This window comes from Xanthomonas campestris pv. asclepiadis (assembly GCF_020784175.1).
GTDB classification, from domain to species: domain Bacteria; phylum Pseudomonadota; class Gammaproteobacteria; order Xanthomonadales; family Xanthomonadaceae; genus Xanthomonas; species Xanthomonas campestris_D.
On the sequence record NZ_JAJGQM010000046.1, the window covers coordinates 1 to 13,999 of the forward strand.

Below are 13,999 nucleotides of genomic sequence, written 5' to 3' on the forward strand. Positions count from 1 at the left end.
GCATCACGCCTGCCATGAAGTTGGCGATGGCCACTTAGCTCCACTTCTGGCGACCGCTAGAAGTGGGGGGATTACCCCGCCGCGATCGCTGCCGAGCTGGCCGTATGGGATGCCGAGGACACGCAGGCCCTGGAGCAGGAGCTGTTCAAGCAGGCCCGGCGCCTGGCGGATGCCGAGCGGGTGCTGGCCAGCGCCAAGCCGACAAAGAAGGCGGGCAACGACCAGCGCATCGCCACGACAAAGATCGAGCAGATCAAGGGCCGCCTCGCCGACCTGCAGCGGACCGAACCGAAGGCGCGGGATTACCGCATCTTTCCCGGCTATTACGCGCCGGTGATCATCTCCGAGGGCGGCCAGCGCGTCATCAAGCCGATGCGCTACCAGTGCCGGCCGGCCGGAAAGCCGCCGATTTACGACACGAAATACCCGGGCACCTACAACGCCCGCCGGGACAGCCTTCAGGGGTTCTGGCGCGAGCAGTTCGGCTATACCCACGGCCTGCTGGTTGTCGGCCGCTTCTACGAGAACGTGGAAGGCCCGGACGGCAAAAATCGCGTGGTGCAGTTCCAACCCAGCGACCGCGAGCCAATGCTGGTGGCCTGCCTGTGGTCCCGCTGGACAGATCCTGCCGGCGTGCAGCCGGACCTGCTGAGCTTCGCCGCCATCACCGACGAGCCGGAGCCCGAGGTGGCCGCGGTGGGGCACGACCGGACCATCATCAACATCAAGCCCGAGCACGTCGACGCGTGGCTCAAACCGGATCCGGCCAACCTTCAGGCGCTGCAGGACATCTTCGACGACAAGCGGCACCCGTTCTACGAGCATCGGCTTGCAGCATGAGTGCGGCTGACGACAGCGTGCCGGTCTCGCCCATCGCGGCCATGCAGTGGCGGCGGGAGCATGATTGGTTGGAGCTCTTTTATTTGGGCTCGCCTGTGATCAAGATCCACGCTGAGGAGGACGGTACCTTTCTGATCCGAACGCGGGCATACAGCGAGGGGCCAACCGTGAAACGGTACATGGCGACTGAAGCCGGCGCCCTTCGCTATGCGAACGCTTGGCTCTTGAAGTGGCATGGTCTGGCGAAAACAGAGATCGACAACAAGGTTAAATCAGCACAGCTGCAGATGGCGGCTGCTGAGGCCGCCCGCGCTAATTATCCCGACCTGCCGCCTGCGACCTTCACCAAGCGGCGGCGGCGCCGCTAACGCCCCAAGTCTGCGAACGCAGGGTCGGTTGCCAGAAACTTACTGAGTTGATGCTTCCCGGCCACCGTGCTTTGTCGTCTGGGTTAATTCGTCTGGCCTTGCGCACACCGGGAAGTCCTGACCGCGCAGCGATCCAGCGCTCAGCGAAGCGCATGCCCTGCCGTAGGCTTCCCTGGTGTGATGCCTTGATGGTGCAGCCCCGCCAGCACAGCCATACCTGCCCAGGAGTCACGTGGGCCACGGATCCGTAGTTGAAGTGCATCAGCGCCTCGTCGGCGGACACATGGACCCAGCGGCAGGCGGGAGGAAGAGGCGGCGGCATGCTGGGAGCTTGCCGCCGGCCGGTTTCAGGACGTGAGAACGGGTCTGGCGCATCACCGGTCAGTTCCGCGTCTGAGCAAGTAATCTGCCCAGGCCTGCATCAGCAACCGCCTCTTGTCGATCAGTGCACCGCGCCGATAAGCGGCCTCGGCCTTGTTGCGGATCGCGTGCGCCAGCGCCATCTCCACCACTTCGCCGGGCGTGTCCTGCGTCTCGGCTGCCCAATCGCGAAAGCACGATCGAAACCCATGCACGGTGAAGGGTAGGCCGAAGCCCTTAGGCGCCGGCTTCTGGACCAGGTACAGCATGGTGTTCTCGGACATCGCGAACGGGGGCAGCTTGCGATCCAGGTCGCGCAGGATGGCCAGCGCGGCCGTCGACAGTGGGACGAAGTGATCTCGGCCGCCCTTCATCCGCTCCGCCGGGATAGACCAGATACCGGCGGCTAGGTCGAACTCATCCCAGCTCGACCCGGTCACCTCTTCGGTCCGCGCGGCGGTGAGGATGGTGAACTGGAGCGCGCGCCGGCTACGGGCGTCACGCTCGCGCAGCCGGGCCATGAAAGCAGGCGCATCGCGGTAGGGCATCGCCGCGTGGTGCTGGGGCTTGCGCACCTTGCTCGGCCTGGGCAGGAGATTGTCCAGGTGGCCACGCCAGCGCGCCGGGTTGTCGCCCTGCCGATGACCATGCATCTTCGCCCAGTCCAGCACGCGCTCGATGCGCGCGCGCAGGCGCGAGGCGGTCTCGGTCTTGGTGGTCCAGATCTGTCGCAAGCAAACCATCACGTCTGCGGTGTCGATATCCGCCACCGGCATGTCACGCGCCGGTCCGTGGTCTCGCAGCGACTGCGTCCACTGCTCAGCCTGGGCGTCGTTTTTCCACCCGGCCTTCTGGCTTTCGATCAAGGCATCGGCGCACTCGCCGAACGTCAGGCCGACGGATCTGGCCTGTACGCGGGCGGTGATCGGGTCACGGCCTTCCAGCAGCGAGCGGCGATGCTCGACGACTGCACGCCGGGCCTCTTGCAGGCTGACCAGGGCGGTGGAACCCAGCCCCATCTCCCGCCGGCGGCCGCGCAGTTGGAATCTGAAGACCCAGGACTTGGCGCCGGTCGGACCGATGAGTAGATAGAGACCGCCGCCGTCAGCGTGGTAGCCTTGCGCTGTGACGGTTTGAGCCGCCCTGGCGCTCAATCGATTTGTGGGCCTAGCCATGCTGCCCCATGCTTTGCCCCATGTTTCTACCTGCGATTACGTGAGGCAGGATGATCCAGCTAGATCGTCTCAGGGCTTGCGACGTAAGCATCTTGAGACCTGCTGATACTGCGTGAGAGGGTAATATCGGCCTCTCGCTCCGCCAGTGTTTTGGACGCCCGCAAATCCTTGATTTGCGGGCGTTTTCATTTGTGTCAACCTCTTGGTGAGCGCTTGCACTCACGGCATCGGCGCAACGCTGGCGGCAGCACCGGCAACACCATCTGAATCGCCTCAAACGCATTGCGCGCGGCGATTCAAGTAACCCGAGCATGAGTCGCTAAGGCTGTGACACATCTCTCGGATCTCAATGCGATGCGCCTACCGCCGCTGCTTGGACGCCTGTTTTCTTCCTGGAGCCGTGGGCTGCAGCACAAGGCCGATGCAGTGGACCGGGTGATGGCGGTGATCGAGTTCGATCTGGACGGCCGCATCCTGCATGCGAACCAGAACTTCCTGTCCTTGATGGGCTATCGGCTGGATGAAGTCGTCGGTCAGCATCACCGCATGTTCGTGACGTCCAGCGATCGCGACAGCGAAAGCTATCGACAGTTCTGGCAGGCGCTGCGTCGCGGCGACTTTAACGCCGGGCGGTTCTGCCGCCTGGACAAGAACGGGCGCGAAGTGTGGATCAACGCCTCGTACAACCCGTTGCTGGATCGCGCAGGCAAGGCCTATCGGGTGGTCAAGTACGCTACCGACATTACTGCGCAGGTGCGCCAGACCGCCGATTTCGAAGGACGCATCGATGCGATCGACAAGGTCATGGCGGTCATCGAATTTTCGTTGGACGGCACGGTGCTTGATGCCAACGAGAATTTCCTTGCGGCCATGGGTTACCGGCTCGATGAGATCCGCGGCAAGCATCACGGGATGTTCGTGGATGCGTCCACGCGTCAGTCGGCGGCCTATCGCGCGTTCTGGGAGTCGCTCGGGCGCGGTGCGTTCGATGCCGGCCGCTACAAGCGCATCGGCAAGGGCGGCCGGGAGGTGTGGATCCAGGCGTCCTACAACCCCGTCCTCGACGAGCACGGGCGGCCGTACAAGGTGGTCAAGTACGCCACCGACGTGACCCGTCAGGTGCTCGATTCGGCCGATGCCGATGGCCGCATCCAGGCCATCGACAAGGTCATGGGCGTGATCGAATTCGATCTGGAAGGGCGCGTGCTGAGTGCCAACGACAATTTCCTGGCCATTTTGGGCTACGCCGCCGAGGAGGCGATCGGCCAGCATCACCGCATCTTCGTGGACGCAAGCTACGGCGCCTCCGAAGACTATCGGCATTTCTGGGCAAAGCTGGCGCGTGGGCAGTTCGATGCGGGCCGCTACCGCCGGCTGCGCAAGGACGGAAGTCCGGTGTGGATCCAGGCGTCCTACAACCCGATCCTGGATGTATCCGGGCGCCCGTACAAGGTGGTCAAGTACGCCACCGATGTCACCGATCAGGTGCGCTCTGCCGAGCGCATGCATCAGTTGATGCAGCAGACCATGAGCATTGCGCAGAACGTGCAGCGCGAGGCCCACCATATTTCGGTCAGCAATCAGGAGCTGGTGAGCCGGTCGTCCACGCAATCGGCAGCCGTGGCGCAGACCTCGACCACCATCGACCAGCTGGCAGAGACCGTCCGCACCAATTCCGACAGCGCAGGTTCGGCGCAGCGCATGGCCGAAGCATCGGCCGATGTCGCGCGACGCGGCGCCACCGTCATCGCCGACATGGTCAAGACCACGGCCGGCATTCGCTCGGCCACCGATCGTATCGGCCAGATCATCGAGGTGATCGACGGCATCGCGTTCCAGACCAATATCCTGGCCTTGAATGCAGCCGTGGAAGCGGCACGCGCGGGCGAGCAGGGCCGTGGATTTGCGGTAGTGGCGACCGAGGTGCGTAGCCTGGCGCAGCGCTGCAGCGTCTCGGCGAAGGAGATTCGTGGCTTGATCGATAATGCGACCGACCAGGTGGGCGATGGTTCCCGCCTGGCCGAGCAGGCTGGGGGGGTGATGCAGGACATGGTCAGCTCGGTGCTGCGCGTCACCGCGACGGTGGAGCAGATTGCCGCTGCCAGTCAGGAGCAGGCGCGGGACATTTCCACCGCCAACACCGCGCTGCAATCGATCGGTGTGCAGGCGCGCGATCAGGCGCAGATGGTCGACGACCTGGCGCGCTCGGCGCGTGTGCTGGAAGCCGATGCCGATGCGCTGTTTGCCTTGGTCAATGGCGATGGCGAAGGTGATGGCGACACAGGGGCGGCTGCTGTACGGAGCGAGACCACGATCAAGCTGCTTGCCAGGCCTGCCAAGCCGCAGGCTGCATGATCCCCGCGCAGTGATGTCGTGATGCGCGGCGTTGCCGATGCGTTGCGTCATGCGTGGCAGCGTCATCGCAGTTGCATTGCGGGAAGTTTGCCTCGAGCACAAAAAAGCCCGCTGGAAGCGGGCTTTCTGATGTCAGCCAATCTCCGACGCACAGCGTGTCGGATTGTCTGCGGCACGCTGCACGCTCAGCTGGCGCCGCTTATTGCGGCAGATCGAACACCAGGATTTCCGCATCGCGTGCATCGGCCAGCACGATCTCGGGCTCGCCGGTGATCTGCAGCGCGTCGCCGGCCGACAGTGCCTGGCCATTGACGCTCAGGCTGCCGCGCGCCACTTGCACGTAGCCGATGCGGCCGTCGGCCAGTGGCTGTTGCAGGCGCACCTCGCCATCGAGGATCGAGGCATACAGGCGTGCATCCTGGTGCAGGCGCAACGAGCCGTGCTCGCCGCCGGGCGAGGCGATCAGGCGCAGCTGATTGCGCTTGCTGTCGGCATCGAAATGCTTCTCCTCGTAACTGGGCTCGATACCGCTGCGCTCGGGCATCACCCAGATCTGCAGGAAATGCACCGGCTCGCTGGCCGAGTGGTTGAACTCGCTGTGGCTGACGCCGCTGCCGGCGCTCATGCGCTGCACATCGCCGTAGTGCAGGACCGAGCCGGTGCCCATGCTGTCCTTGTGCTCCAGCGCGCCACCCAGGACGTAGGAAATGATCTCCATGTCGCGGTGGGCGTGGGTGCCGAATCCTTCGCCCGGGGTCACCTTGTCTTCATTGATCACCCGCAGCGGGCCGATGCCCATGTGGCGCGGGTCGTGGTAACTGGCGAAGGAGAAGGTATGGCGCGAGGACAGCCAGCCATGTTCGGCGCGGCCCCGGGTTTCGCTCTTGCGGACAGTCAACATGCTACTTCTCCTTGAAAGGTTCGAGTGTCGCCAGGGAGGGGTAAATCGTTGTCCCAGCGGCTTGATTCGTAGTCTGGACCTGGGCGTCGGCGACAAAAAGCGAGTAGATTTGGCCGCTATCATCGAAAAAATCAAACAATGAACATCAGCCTGGACGCGCTGCAGATTCTGGACGCGATCGACCGCCGCGGTTCATTCACGGCGGCGGCCAAAGTGTTGTTCAAGGTGCCGTCGACGATTTCCTACACGGTCTCCAAGCTGGAGGACGATCTGGGCGTGCAGCTGTTCGAGCGGGTCGGACCGAAGGCCACTCCAACGCAGGCCGGGCGTGAGCTGCTGCGCGAAGGGCGGCAGCTGCTGCGGGCCGCGCAGGAGCTGGAGGTGCGGGTGCGGCGGGTGGCGTCGGGCTGGGAGTCGGACTTTGCGATCGGGCTGGACGCGATCCTGCCGGTCGCCTTGCTGCAGGCGCAGATCCTGGACTTTTACACGGTGGCGGACAGCACGCGCCTGCGTGTGGTGAGCGAATCCTTGTCTGGCAGCTGGGAGGCGCTGCTGGATCGGCGCGTGGATCTGATCGTCGCGGCGGGCGAGGGGCCGAGCGGTGGCGGCTACGCCGCCGAGGCGATCGGGACGCTGCGCTTCGTGTTCGCGGTGGCCTCCACGCATCCGCTGGCAGGCACCGGCATGCTGGGCGCGGCCGAGCTGGCCGAACATCGTGCGATCGCCGTGGCGGATTCGGCACGGCGTCTGCTGCCACGCACGGTCGGCCTGCTGTCAGCACGCGATGTGCTCACCGTGCCGGACATGCAGGCCAAGCTGCAGCTGCAACTGGCCGGCGCCGGCTACGGCTTTCTGCCCGAGCCGTATGCACGCGGCGCGCTGCAGGATGGCCGGTTGTGCGAGCTGCAGGTGGAAACCCGCAAACCCGACGAAACCTTCTACCTGGCCTGGCGGCCGGGCGAGGAGGGCGAGGCACTCGGCTGGTGGCGGCGCGCACTGCGCAGCGATGGGTTGTTCGATGGCTGGTTGCAGTCGCTTGCCGAAACGTATCGTTCCGTCGCCGCCGGGCAGTCGCGCGCGTGAAGAAGGGCGGATAATGGGCCCTCGCCGTCGCGCAGGGTCGCCGCATGCAAGGCTTGATCGAACAGTACGGATTGGCGCTGGTCTTCGCCAACGTGCTGGCGTTATCGCTGGGCCTGCCGGTGCCGGCGCTGCCGACCCTGGTATTGGTCGGGGCCGGCTACGCGCTGCAGGGTGGGGAGGATGCCTGGCTGGCAGGATTGACGGCGTTGGCGGTGTCGGTGCTGGCGAGCCTGCTCGGCGACCTGGCCTGGTATCTGGCCGGCCGCCGTTTTGGCAATCGCACCTTGCAGTCGCTGTGCCGGCTGTCGCTGTCGCGCGATACCTGCATGAAAAAGACCGAGCGGTTCTTCTCGCGCTGGGGTGTGCGGGTGTTGGCGGTGGCCAAGTTCGTGCCCGGTCTGTCGATGGTCTCGGTGCCGATGGCCGGTGCGATGCGGGTGCGCCCGGCGGCGTTCCTGCGCTACGACGCCCTGGGTGCGTCGCTGTGGGCATTGGTCGGCCTGGGCCTGGGCGCGCTGTTCGCTCATCAGGTGCAGGACGTGCTCGCGTTGCTGTCCGATCTGGGGTCCGGTGCGATCGCCGTAGTGGCCGTGTCGCTGGCCTCCTATGTCGGCTGGCGCTGGTGGCGGCGGCATGCCTTGCTGCGTTCGCTGGAGCATGCGCGTATTGCCGTGGAGGAGCTGGTGCCGCTGCTGGATGGCGACGCAGCGCTGCGGCCGACGGTGCTGGATATCCGTGCGCCGGGCCATCGCGATCTGCAGCCGTACACGATTCCCGGCGCGGTGTTTGCCGACGAGCGTCAGCTCGCACAGATCCTGGCCAGCGTGCCGCGCGATCGCAGCGTGGTGATCTACTGCGCTTGTCCGGACGAGGTATCGGCGGCGTGGTTGGCCGCTCGGATGCGCGAGCGCGGATATCGCGATGTGCGGCCGCTGTTGGGTGGGCTGGATGCCTGGCGCGACGCCGGGCATCCGGTGACCTCGCTGCTGCCGGTCGTGGTGGTGGCCGGGTCCGATGCGCTGGATGCGATGGCCTGATCGCCATGATGCGGTGACTTGCAGCGCGCATGCCGGCCTGTCGCGTGTCTTGCTGGGTGTTCGCTGCGTCGTAACGGCGCAGCCACGATTCGTCCTCAAACGGCAGGCAAAAAAAAGACCAGCAAGCTGGTCGTTTTCTTCAAGATTGGTGCGCCCGGAGAGATTCGAACTCCCGACCGCCTGGTTCGTAGCCAGGTACTCTATCCAACTGAGCTACGGGCGCATTATCTTGTTTTGACTTGCATTTCCAACTTGCAGATCCGTCGCAGCGCGATCGAACCCTTGTAACTAAAAAGACAGCGGTTGAAGGCTGTCTCTTATTGTTCTGAAGATGGTGCGCCCGGAGAGATTCGAACTCCCGACCGCCTGGTTCGTAGCCAGGTACTCTATCCAACTGAGCTACGGGCGCGTCGTCAGGAGCGGAATTATGCGGATGCCCGGAGGCCTCGTCAATCCCTTTGTGAAAGTCGATTGTCGCTGCCCGCATCGCCAAGACGCCGCCGCAGCGCAGCGGCGACGGCCGCAGGCGTCTTCATCCATGCGAAGTGATCGCTACGCGCGCCCAGTTGTGCATCGTCCAGGGCGACGCGCTCGGCAGGTGCCTGCGGCATTTTCTGCAGCAAGGCCTGCAAGGCACCGGGCGGGCCTAAGCGGTCGCGTGCGAAGGTCACAGCATTGATCGGCATGCGCAGTTGCGCCAGTGCATGCGCAAACGGCTGGTAGTGCTGTGCGGCGACTCCGAGTGCCGGCAGCCACAGCAGGCCGGCGATCGGCCGAGCCGGGGCGTGGCGCAGCACCTGCCAGGCATGTCCATCCACGGCGGTGACGGTGAGCGTGCTGGCGTGCACGCTCATGGGCTGGGCGCGGCGCCGAAATGGTCCAGGACCAGCACCTCGCCGTGACCGGGGCTATGGCCGAGGCGGATGGCGCGCGCAACGTAGTCGATGGCCGCTTCGCAGGCATTGAGCAGGGACAGGCCCTGGCACAGCTGCGCGGCAATGGCCGCCGACAGGCTGCAGCCGGTGCCATGCGCATCGACCTGCAGGCGCGGATGCATGAACACGTCTTGGGTGACGCCGTCATCGAAGCGGTCGATCACCCGCGTGCCCTCGTGCAAGTGACCGCCCTTGAGCAGCACCGCATTGGCGCCGAGTTCGAGCAGGGCGGCGGTGGCGTGCTCGGCGGCGTCGGCATCGTCGATGCGGCGGCCGGTCAGCAGTTCGGCTTCGGGCGTGTTGGGTGTGATCAACGTGGCCAGCGGCAGCAGGCGCGTGCGTAGCGCCTCCAGCGCCGCGTCTTCGAGCAGGCGGGCGCCACTGGTGGACACCATCACCGGATCGAGCACCACGAAGGGCGGGCGGTGGATTTCGAGCAGATCGGCCACGCAATGGATGACCTCGGCATTGGCGAGCATGCCGAGCTTGACCGCCTGAATCTCGAAGTCGGCAAAGCAGGCAGCGATCTGCGCCTGCAGGAACGCGATCGGCGGGATATGCACGGCAGTGACGGCGCGGGTGTTCTGCGCGGTCAACGCGGCAATCGCCGACAAGCCATGCACGCGGTGCGCGGCGAAGGTCTTGAGGTCGGCCTGGATGCCGGCACCACCGCCGGAATCGGAACCGGCGATGGTCAGGGCGGACAGCGTGCTGGACGTGGTCATGAGGGGATTCTGCACTGCCGCCTGGCGGAAGTGCGGATCATTGCGTACGCCAGCGACGCCATTGCAGGTAGGCAACGTAGCCGGCACCGGTCACTCCGGTGAGGCCGGCCGGCAGGTAGAGCGCGTCGTAGTGCCAGCGCTGGAACAGCCAGGTGCCAAGCACGCTGCCGGCGAGAAAGCCGGTGATGATCAATCCGCTCAGCGTGAGCCGGCGCACCTGCAGCGGGCGCCCGCGCAGCAGGTGCCCCAGGCCGATGCCCAGGTCGGTGAACATGCCGCTCAGGTGCGTGGTGCGGACCGCGGCGCCACTGAGGGTGGTGGCCATGGCGTTCTGCAGCCCGCAGGCACCTGCGGCGACCAGCGCGCCGCCGACGTGATGCAGCTTGAACAGCGGAATCGCGGCCAGCAACAGCAGCGCTTCGAGCAGCAGCGCCGCGCCGTAGCGCTGTCCGAGCCGCAAGACGTCGTCCTGGATGATCAGGCCGCTGAGCATGGCGCCTGCGCAGAAGGCGATCAGGATGCCCCACAGGAAGCCGGTCTCCGGCGCGCTGTCCTGCACCAGGGCCACGCCGAGCAGGCTGGTGGTGCCGGTGAGGTGGCTGACCACCTGATGCTCGGAGCCCAGGTAGCCGACCACGTTGACCATGCCGGCCACGCCCGACAACGCCACCGCGCCGATCCAGACCCAGCGCGGCAACAGGATTCCCATCGCCGGTCAGGGGGTGCCGTTGATGGCGATCTGCGAAAACGCGCCGGTTTGCGGGTCGTACAGCGCGCCCCAGAAGGCACTGCCGCCGTCGCACACCCGGATCGCTTCCCTGGCCGGTTTCACTGGCGGATCGTTCGGGAGTTTGAAGGCATTGATGTAGATCAGCTGCTGGCCCTGGACCACCACGCCGACGTACTGGCGATCGAAATCGCGCGGCTCGGGGATGGTCGGCGTCAAGGCGTCCTGCCTGGATTCGAGCTGTTCGATCTGCTGCTGGCTCGGTGTCCAGTAGCCGGTGATCTGGCCAGGATGACGCGCCGGGCTGTCGCGCGAGCAGGTGTCCAGCACCTGCTCGGCGACGCTCTGGCGAGTGATGACCCAGGACTGCCCGCTCTTGAGGTTGGTGGGCACGCTGGCCGGAGGCGGCGTGGTCGCGCAGCCGGCCAGTGCCATCACGGCGAGTGCCGCCGCGCCGCGCAGCGTGCGCATCACAGCACCTCCGAGGCGAAGTCGGCCAGGCGCGAACGCTCACCGCGACGCAGCGTGATATGCGCGCTGTGCGGCCAGGCCTTGAAGCGGTCCACCGCATAGGTCAGGCCCGAGGTGGTTTCGGTGAGGTAGGGCGTATCGATCTGTTCGACATTGCCCAGGCACACGATCTTGGTGCCGGGGCCGGCACGGGTGATCAGCGTCTTCATCTGCTTGGGGGTGAGGTTCTGGGCCTCGTCCAGGATCAGATAGCGCGACAGGAAGGTGCGCCCGCGCATGAAGTTCATCGAACGGATCTTGATGCGGCTGGCGAGCAGGTCGTTGGTGGCCGCGCGGCCCCACGAGCCGCCTTCCTGATTGTGGGTGAGCACTTCCAGGTTGTCGGTCAGCGCGCCCATCCACGGCGTCATCTTTTCTTCTTCGGTGCCGGGCAGGAAGCCGATGTCTTCGCCGACACTGACGGTGGCGCGGGTCATGATGATTTCGCGGTAACGCTGCTGATCCATCGTCTGCGCCAGGCCGGCGGCCAGGGCGAGCAGGGTCTTGCCGGTCCCGGCGGTGCCGAGCAGGGTGACGAAATCGATCTCCGGGTCCATCAGGGCATTGAGCGCGAAGTTCTGCTCGCGGTTACGCGCCACGATGCCCCACACCGCGTGCTGGCCGCTGCGGAAATCATCGACCAGGCACAGCGTGGCCTTGCCGCCGCCGACCTTGGCCACGCGCAGTTCCACTTCGTCCTCGCCCGGCAGATACAGGTACTGGTTCGGATACCAGTCTTCGTCCTCGGCCAGCACGATCTCGTAATGGGTGCGGCCACGCTCGTTCCAGCTGCGCAGGTCCTGGTTGTGCTTTTCCCAGAAGTTTTCCGGCAGCTCGATGGCGCCGGTGAACAGCAGGCTGAAATCGTCCAGCGCGCGATCGTTCTGGTAGTCCTCGGCATTCAGGCCGCTGATGTAGGCCTTGATGCGCAGGTTGATGTCCTTGGACACCAGGATGACCGGCACATCCGGGTTCTCCTCGCACAGCGCCAGCACCGAGGCGAGGATCTTGTTGTCCGGAATCATCGCGCCGAAGGTGCGGCCCGGGTCGATCGGATGGATCTGGAAATACAGCCGGCCGATCGCGGCCTGGCCCTTGAGCTGGATGCCCTGCGGATGGCTGAGCAGGATGCCGGCCTGGATCTGCTCGGCGTTGGTGTTCTCCAGCAATTCGTCCAGGAAGCGGCTGACCTGGCGCGCATTCCGGCTGACTTCGGACGTGCCCTTCTTGGCGTTGTCCAGTTCCTCGATCACCTGCATCGGCAGGAACACATCGTGTTCCTCGAATTTGAACAGCGCGGTGGGATCGTGCATCAGCACGTTGGTGTCCAGCACGTAGATGCGCTTGCCTCGGGTCATTGGGTCTTCCAAGTGATGGAGCAGGGGCGAGCCATCACGCCTGCGGGGCAGGGTGATGGAGGACACGGGAAACCAGGGGGCGTCACTGTCTGGCGTGCGCCTTCAACGCGGCCAGCACGGCGTCGGCGTGGCCGGCGACCTTGACCTTGCGCCAGGCCTGCACCACCACCCCTTCGGGCGACAGCAGGAAGGTGCTGCGCTCGATACCGAGCACCTGCTTGCCGTACATGTTCTTTTCCTTGATGACATCGAAGGCGCGGCACAGCGCCTCGTCGCCATCGCTGACCAGCGGGAAGGCAAAGCCCTGCTTGGCGCAGAAATTGTCGTGCGACTTCACCGAGTCGCGCGAGACGCCCAGCACGACCGCGCCGGCCTGCGTGAACTGCGGCAGCAGCGCATTGAAATCCAGGCCCTCGGTGGTGCAGCCGGGCGTGCTGTCCTTCGGGTAGAAGTACAGCACCACCCATTTGCCGGCGTAGCCGCGCAGCGTGGTACTGGTGCCGCCGGATAGCGACAGCGGCAGGTCGAAGCTTGCAGCGGGTAGTTCGAATACAGCGTCGGTCATCGTTGCTCAGCCCTAAGTGGAGGGGCGTACGGCGCGGTCATGCCGGGCCGACGTCCATCCCATCATAAGCAGCCACATGGAAACGTTTGGCAAGCGCATCGAACTGCGCATTGCGCTGATTCAGCGACTCGATGGTGTGCTGTTCCAGCTTGTCCACATGCAGGAAGTACGACTCCTCGTCATCGCCGTCGTCTTCGTCGCGTTCGCCGAGGAAGATGTCGATGACGCGATAGCCGTCCTGGGTCAGTTGCTCGGCGAGCTGTTGCAGCGGTTGCTGCGCCGGGTCGGCGAAGAAATATTCCCAGCGCAACGGCCCGTCGAGATTCCAGTCGGTCTCGGAGCGGATGTGCTCGAACATCTGTTTCAGTGCAGAAAGGGCAATGGCCATCGGAACGTCTGCCTCAGAACTTCATCGGGTCCATGATCGCGTCGAGATTGAGGTGATCACAGAATTCCAGGAAATCATCGCGCAGTGCGGCGATGTGCATGTTGGCCGGCACGCCGATCGTCACCTGCGCAGAGAACATCTCCGCGCCGGTCTGCATGGCACGGTAGCGGGTGCTCTGCAGGTTCTCGATGGTGATGCCCTGGCGGTCGAAGAAATCGGCCAGCTGGAACAGGATGCCCGGCTTGTCGGCGGCAATGACTTCGACGATGTAGGGCAGCAGGTTGGATTGGGTCTGCTTGGGGCCGGTGCGGTACCACACCAGCTTCAGGCCCTCTTCGCGCTCGAGCCGGGTCAGCATGGCCTCCAACTTGGCGACCGAGTCCCAGGAGCCGGTGGCCAGGGCGGTGACCGAGACATCGCGCCCCACCGTGGCCAGGCGGGCGTCCACGAGATTGCAGCCGCTGTCGGCGATGCGGCGGGTGACGGGCAACAGGGGGGACTCCGGATGCGTCGTGTAGGCGTTGATCAGGAGGTGGTTTTCGGTCGGCGAGGGCCGGGGAGTCGAGTCGGTCAAAGGGGCTTCCGGCATTGCATCAGGCTGAATGGCCGCCCGGGCAGGCGCCCTGGCGGTGACCAGCATACTTGCCCGTGGTTTCGCGCCGCAAGTAACAT

Annotated in this window: 14 protein-coding genes, 2 tRNA genes and 1 pseudogene; 5 read left to right on the top strand and 12 right to left on the bottom strand. The window is 65.2% G+C overall.

Going from position 1 to position 13,999, the window contains the following annotated elements; translation table 11 throughout:
• Positions 1 to 78: 78 nt before the first annotated feature.
• Together LL972_RS17335 and LL972_RS17340 are read left to right on the top strand one after the other, a co-directional pair.
• Positions 79 to 840: pseudogene (locus LL972_RS17335) on the top strand (SOS response-associated peptidase family protein); the annotation flags it as partial.
• On the top strand, positions 837 to 1,208 hold the full coding sequence (locus LL972_RS17340) for a hypothetical protein (protein ID WP_228328648.1): 372 nt from the start codon (positions 837 to 839) through the stop codon (positions 1,206 to 1,208). The pseudogene LL972_RS17335 and the gene LL972_RS17340, both read left to right, overlap by 4 nt.
• 374 nt (positions 1,209 to 1,582) lie before the next feature.
• On the opposite strand, the gene LL972_RS17345 is transcribed toward LL972_RS17340, so the two are convergent.
• The gene (locus LL972_RS17345) at positions 1,583 to 2,743 is read right to left on the bottom strand and encodes a tyrosine-type recombinase/integrase (RefSeq protein ID WP_228328649.1); all 1,161 of its coding nucleotides are present in this window, start codon (positions 2,741 to 2,743) and stop codon (positions 1,583 to 1,585) included.
• Between the two features lie 381 nt (positions 2,744 to 3,124).
• Between LL972_RS17345 and LL972_RS17350 the strand changes: the two genes are divergently transcribed.
• Positions 3,125 to 5,098, top strand: a complete 1,974-nt coding sequence (locus LL972_RS17350) for a methyl-accepting chemotaxis protein (protein ID WP_228328672.1) — start codon at positions 3,125 to 3,127, stop codon at positions 5,096 to 5,098.
• A 199-nt stretch (positions 5,099 to 5,297) separates the two neighbouring features.
• Here LL972_RS17350 and LL972_RS17355 read toward each other — a convergent pair whose 3' ends face one another.
• Positions 5,298 to 5,999 (bottom strand): pirin family protein, encoded by a 702-nt coding sequence (locus tag LL972_RS17355; protein ID WP_228328650.1) that lies wholly within the window; start codon positions 5,997 to 5,999, stop codon positions 5,298 to 5,300.
• 138 nt (positions 6,000 to 6,137) lie between these two features.
• On the opposite strand from LL972_RS17355, the gene LL972_RS17360 reads away from it, so the two are divergent.
• Positions 6,138 to 7,082, top strand: coding sequence for a LysR family transcriptional regulator (locus LL972_RS17360; RefSeq protein ID WP_228328651.1), 945 nt, complete (start codon positions 6,138 to 6,140; stop codon positions 7,080 to 7,082).
• A gap of 44 nt (positions 7,083 to 7,126) precedes the next feature.
• Positions 7,127 to 8,119 (top strand): DedA family protein/thiosulfate sulfurtransferase GlpE, encoded by a 993-nt coding sequence (locus LL972_RS17365; RefSeq protein ID WP_228328652.1) that lies wholly within the window; start codon positions 7,127 to 7,129, stop codon positions 8,117 to 8,119.
• A 146-nt stretch (positions 8,120 to 8,265) separates the two neighbouring features.
• On the opposite strand, the gene LL972_RS17370 is transcribed toward LL972_RS17365, so the two are convergent.
• The 10 genes from LL972_RS17370 to LL972_RS17415 form a co-directional block, all read right to left on the bottom strand.
• A tRNA-Arg gene (locus LL972_RS17370) sits at positions 8,266 to 8,342 on the bottom strand.
• A 109-nt stretch (positions 8,343 to 8,451) separates the two neighbouring features.
• A tRNA-Arg gene (locus LL972_RS17375) sits at positions 8,452 to 8,528 on the bottom strand.
• A gap of 40 nt (positions 8,529 to 8,568) precedes the next feature.
• Positions 8,569 to 8,973, bottom strand: a complete 405-nt coding sequence (locus LL972_RS17380; protein ID WP_228328653.1) for a hypothetical protein — start codon at positions 8,971 to 8,973, stop codon at positions 8,569 to 8,571.
• A complete protein-coding gene (gene thiD / locus LL972_RS17385) occupies positions 8,970 to 9,779 on the bottom strand; it encodes a bifunctional hydroxymethylpyrimidine kinase/phosphomethylpyrimidine kinase (RefSeq protein ID WP_228328654.1) in 810 nt (269 codons plus the stop codon). Before thiD ends, LL972_RS17380 begins: the two co-directional genes overlap by 4 nt.
• Before the next feature lie 37 nt (positions 9,780 to 9,816).
• Positions 9,817 to 10,488, bottom strand: coding sequence for a YoaK family protein (locus tag LL972_RS17390; RefSeq protein WP_228328655.1), 672 nt, complete (start codon positions 10,486 to 10,488; stop codon positions 9,817 to 9,819).
• Between the two features lie 6 nt (positions 10,489 to 10,494).
• The gene (locus LL972_RS17395) at positions 10,495 to 10,977 is read right to left on the bottom strand and encodes a hypothetical protein (RefSeq protein WP_228328656.1); all 483 of its coding nucleotides are present in this window, start codon (positions 10,975 to 10,977) and stop codon (positions 10,495 to 10,497) included.
• Positions 10,977 to 12,374: a PhoH family protein gene (locus LL972_RS17400; RefSeq protein ID WP_228328657.1), complete on the bottom strand. Its 1,398-nt coding sequence runs from the start codon at positions 12,372 to 12,374 to the stop codon at positions 10,977 to 10,979. Before LL972_RS17400 ends, LL972_RS17395 begins: the two co-directional genes overlap by 1 nt.
• Before the next feature lie 82 nt (positions 12,375 to 12,456).
• On the bottom strand, positions 12,457 to 12,939 hold the full coding sequence (locus LL972_RS17405) for a peroxiredoxin (protein ID WP_228328658.1): 483 nt from the start codon (positions 12,937 to 12,939) through the stop codon (positions 12,457 to 12,459).
• 37 nt (positions 12,940 to 12,976) lie between these two features.
• Positions 12,977 to 13,327: a ribonuclease E inhibitor RraB gene (locus LL972_RS17410; RefSeq protein WP_047125509.1), complete on the bottom strand. Its 351-nt coding sequence runs from the start codon at positions 13,325 to 13,327 to the stop codon at positions 12,977 to 12,979.
• 13 nt (positions 13,328 to 13,340) lie between these two features.
• Complete coding sequence (locus tag LL972_RS17415; RefSeq protein ID WP_002813792.1) at positions 13,341 to 13,967, bottom strand: glycine cleavage system protein R; 627 nt, start codon at positions 13,965 to 13,967, stop codon at positions 13,341 to 13,343.
• Positions 13,968 to 13,999: the final 32 nt, after the last annotated feature.

What these genes read in the sequence shown, in the direction of transcription:
- LL972_RS17390 (WP_228328655.1), bottom strand. Translation starts at nt 10,488, where the DNA reads ATGGGAATCCTGTTGCCGCGCTGGGTCTGGATCGGCGCGGTGGCGTTG.
- LL972_RS17365 (WP_228328652.1), top strand. Translation starts at nt 7,127, where the DNA reads ATGCAAGGCTTGATCGAACAGTACGGATTGGCGCTGGTCTTCGCCAAC.
- LL972_RS17355 (WP_228328650.1), bottom strand. Translation starts at nt 5,999, where the DNA reads ATGTTGACTGTCCGCAAGAGCGAAACCCGGGGCCGCGCCGAACATGGC.
- LL972_RS17380 (WP_228328653.1), bottom strand. Translation starts at nt 8,973, where the DNA reads ATGAGCGTGCACGCCAGCACGCTCACCGTCACCGCCGTGGATGGACAT.
- LL972_RS17400 (WP_228328657.1), bottom strand. Translation starts at nt 12,374, where the DNA reads ATGACCCGAGGCAAGCGCATCTACGTGCTGGACACCAACGTGCTGATG.
- LL972_RS17415 (WP_002813792.1), bottom strand. Translation starts at nt 13,967, where the DNA reads ATGCTGGTCACCGCCAGGGCGCCTGCCCGGGCGGCCATTCAGCCTGAT.
- thiD (WP_228328654.1), bottom strand. Translation starts at nt 9,779, where the DNA reads ATGACCACGTCCAGCACGCTGTCCGCCCTGACCATCGCCGGTTCCGAT.
- LL972_RS17405 (WP_228328658.1), bottom strand. Translation starts at nt 12,939, where the DNA reads ATGACCGACGCTGTATTCGAACTACCCGCTGCAAGCTTCGACCTGCCG.
- LL972_RS17410 (WP_047125509.1), bottom strand. Translation starts at nt 13,327, where the DNA reads ATGGCCATTGCCCTTTCTGCACTGAAACAGATGTTCGAGCACATCCGC.
- LL972_RS17340 (WP_228328648.1), top strand. Translation starts at nt 837, where the DNA reads ATGAGTGCGGCTGACGACAGCGTGCCGGTCTCGCCCATCGCGGCCATG.
- LL972_RS17395 (WP_228328656.1), bottom strand. Translation starts at nt 10,977, where the DNA reads ATGCGCACGCTGCGCGGCGCGGCGGCACTCGCCGTGATGGCACTGGCC.
- LL972_RS17360 (WP_228328651.1), top strand. Translation starts at nt 6,138, where the DNA reads ATGAACATCAGCCTGGACGCGCTGCAGATTCTGGACGCGATCGACCGC.
- LL972_RS17345 (WP_228328649.1), bottom strand. Translation starts at nt 2,743, where the DNA reads ATGGCTAGGCCCACAAATCGATTGAGCGCCAGGGCGGCTCAAACCGTC.